This is a genomic window from Rhodothermales bacterium (assembly GCA_013002345.1).
GTDB lineage: Bacteria > Bacteroidota > Rhodothermia > Rhodothermales > JABDKH01 > JABDKH01.
In genome coordinates, this window is record JABDKH010000274.1 from 1 (window position 1) to 2,273 (window position 2,273).

The following is a 2,273-nucleotide window of genomic DNA, read 5'->3' on the forward strand; positions in this document are numbered from 1 at the left end:
TTCCGAGCCACCGCGGCGCCCATCGGGCTATCGGGACTATCCGCTCGAAACCGTTGCCCGCATCGTCTTCATCCGTCGCGCCAAGGTCCTCGGCTTCACGCTGAAGGAGATCAACGAACTGTTGGAGCTGCGCGTAAGGCCGCGACGCAACTGCGCCCAGGTCAAGCAGAGCGCGGATGCAAAGATTGCCGATATCGACGGAAAGATCGCCTCCCTGCGCCGGATGCGGCGTGCCCTGAAGGATCTCACCAAAGCCTGTGAGGAACGAACGCCGACCACGGAGTGTCCGATTCTCGCGTCACTGAGCAAGTCGGAGAACCGATGAACGCCAAGCCGATCGAACTTCGCTCGACGATCAGCTGTCCGGAGTGCGGGCACTCGAAAGAAGAGACCATGCCGACCGACGCGTGCAGGTACTTTTACGTTTGCGAGAGTTGCAGCACACGCTTGCAGCCGAAGCACGGCGACTGCTGCGTCTTCTGCTCGTACGCGACCGTCAAGTGCCCGCCCATTCAATCCGGAGCCGGATGCTCCTGAGGAGCAGCACGTGAGCCCAACGAAGGCCGGAATCTGCGGGAGAGTGCTGAGATTCATCTTCGGGGTTTGCGTGATGATCGTGGCTCTACCCGTCTGGTTCGTGGCCGGCTGGAGCTACAACCTGCGCAGCCTGGGCATCATGGCTGCGCTGGTATTGTTCTACACGCTGGTCCACTTCGTCGTCTCCCGCTATCTGGCGGGCCTGAACCGATGGATCGGAGCGATCCTGGCGGTGACGCCCGTGTTTCTCGTCTGGTTCTACGGGCAGGGAGGCGGCCCGCTGTTCGGCCAGGGCGAGGGTGGGACGGCCGCTATCACGTACGTCGGTGTCTCGCTGTTGATCGACGCCCTACGGGCTGACTCCGGCTGCGAAGTCATGGCGCTGCCAGGGCTCATCTTCGGGAATCGCACGCACCTCGCCTGCATCGTCTTCTCTCCCGTCGATATTCTCGAGAGTCGCCAGGGCGTGCGATGACTGATTCACCCTCGGACACGCTGTCGACGCACTTCGACGAGCCCGGGACAATCCCGAAGCCCGGCCCGGTCGGAAGAGCGGTGCGACTGGGGTGGGGCATCTTACTGGTGGCCGCCGTCTGGAACGCGGTCCGCTATCATTTCGTTTTCCTCGACTCTGATATCCCGTACTGGACGACGTGGATCGGGATAGCGATCGCCCTCATGGTCACGCCGTACGTCGTCAACATCGGTTGGGGACGGAACTGGCGTAGCGTGCCACGGCTGGTCGTCATGCTGGGTATCGGCGCAGGAGTGATTGCGAGCCGCCTGTTCCTCGGGGCCTGGTGGTCAGAAGCTCTCGGTTGGGCAGTTCTGGTGTGGTACGTGTACACGCTCGGGCACTTGGGGATCTCGTTTCTGCTTGCCGCAGTTCTCGCGACACCGGGGTGTGAGATGCGAGCCATCCCCCACCTCTGGACGACCGTGACGGGGCGGCCAACGCGAGAGCACATTTGCCCCGGACACATCGCCCGTGTCGATTCCTGGGAACGAGCGCGACACGCCTCGTGACTCTCCCAAGGGCTCCGGAGAGAAGTGGTGCCGGAGGTGGGAGTCGAACCCACATAGCCTGACCCACTCATCGTCGCTTTCTCATCCTTGAACCAATTCTTGCCACCCGGTACTTCTGCGGGTCAACCAGGTTCACCCTGGACTTCCAGCGTGATATGCCGAATCCCGAGTTCCCGCGGAATCTGGTTCTTGTACTCCTCGGGGGACCGTGGGCTTGGGGAACTCACCATCAACGCCGCCGCGTAGATGCCCGGTCCGATTGACCAGATGTGAACGTCGGTCAGCCTGGTGCCGTCATTTGATTCGAGGGCCCGGCGCACCCCTATCAGGATAGGCTCGGGCGCCTGGGCATCGAGCAGGATCCTGCCGCTCTGCTTCGACAGCCCGATAGCCCACCGTGATACGAGGATCGCACCGACGATCCCCATCACTGGGTCCATGAAGTTCCAGGCCAGGAACTTACCTAGCAACAGTGCGACGATCGCCAGCACCGAGGTCAGCGCGTCAGCGAGCACATGAAGATACGCGGATCGCAGATTGTGATCGTGATGATGGTGGTGGTGCCCGTCAGGGTGCTCGTCATCATGGTGCTCGTGCCGGTGGCCCAGGATGAACACGCAAGCGCCATTAACGATCAAGCCCAAGACGGCAACCAGGATGGCCTGGTCGAAGGCAATCTCGACCGGCCGGATCAGACGGTGAACGCTTTC

Annotated in this window: 5 protein-coding genes; 4 read left to right on the forward strand and 1 reads right to left on the reverse strand. The window is 62.1% G+C overall.

Annotated elements, in window-relative coordinates; all coding sequences use genetic code 11:
- From HKN37_13155 to HKN37_13170, 4 genes are all read left to right on the forward strand, one after another.
- Positions 1-325: MerR family DNA-binding protein (locus HKN37_13155; GenBank protein NNE47595.1), on the forward strand; the 325-nt coding region annotated here is incomplete at its 5' end.
- Entirely contained in the window at positions 322-537 is a 216-nt protein-coding gene (locus HKN37_13160) for a hypothetical protein (GenBank protein ID NNE47596.1), read from the forward strand. The genes HKN37_13155 and HKN37_13160, both read left to right, overlap by 4 nt.
- A 10-nt stretch (positions 538-547) precedes the next feature.
- Positions 548-1,012 (forward strand): hypothetical protein, encoded by a 465-nt coding sequence (locus tag HKN37_13165; GenBank protein NNE47597.1) that lies wholly within the window; start codon positions 548-550, stop codon positions 1,010-1,012.
- Positions 1,009-1,563: a hypothetical protein gene (locus HKN37_13170; GenBank protein ID NNE47598.1), complete on the forward strand. Its 555-nt coding sequence runs from the start codon at positions 1,009-1,011 to the stop codon at positions 1,561-1,563. The genes HKN37_13165 and HKN37_13170 overlap by 4 nt, the downstream gene beginning before the upstream one ends.
- A gap of 122 nt (positions 1,564-1,685) precedes the next feature.
- Here the strand turns inward: HKN37_13170 and HKN37_13175 are convergent.
- On the reverse strand, positions 1,686-2,273 hold a 588-nt coding region (locus HKN37_13175; GenBank protein ID NNE47599.1), incomplete at its 5' end, for a cation transporter.

What these genes read in the sequence shown, in the direction of transcription:
- HKN37_13160 (NNE47596.1), top strand. Translation starts at nt 322, where the DNA reads ATGAACGCCAAGCCGATCGAACTTCGCTCGACGATCAGCTGTCCGGAG.
- HKN37_13170 (NNE47598.1), top strand. Translation starts at nt 1,009, where the DNA reads ATGACTGATTCACCCTCGGACACGCTGTCGACGCACTTCGACGAGCCC.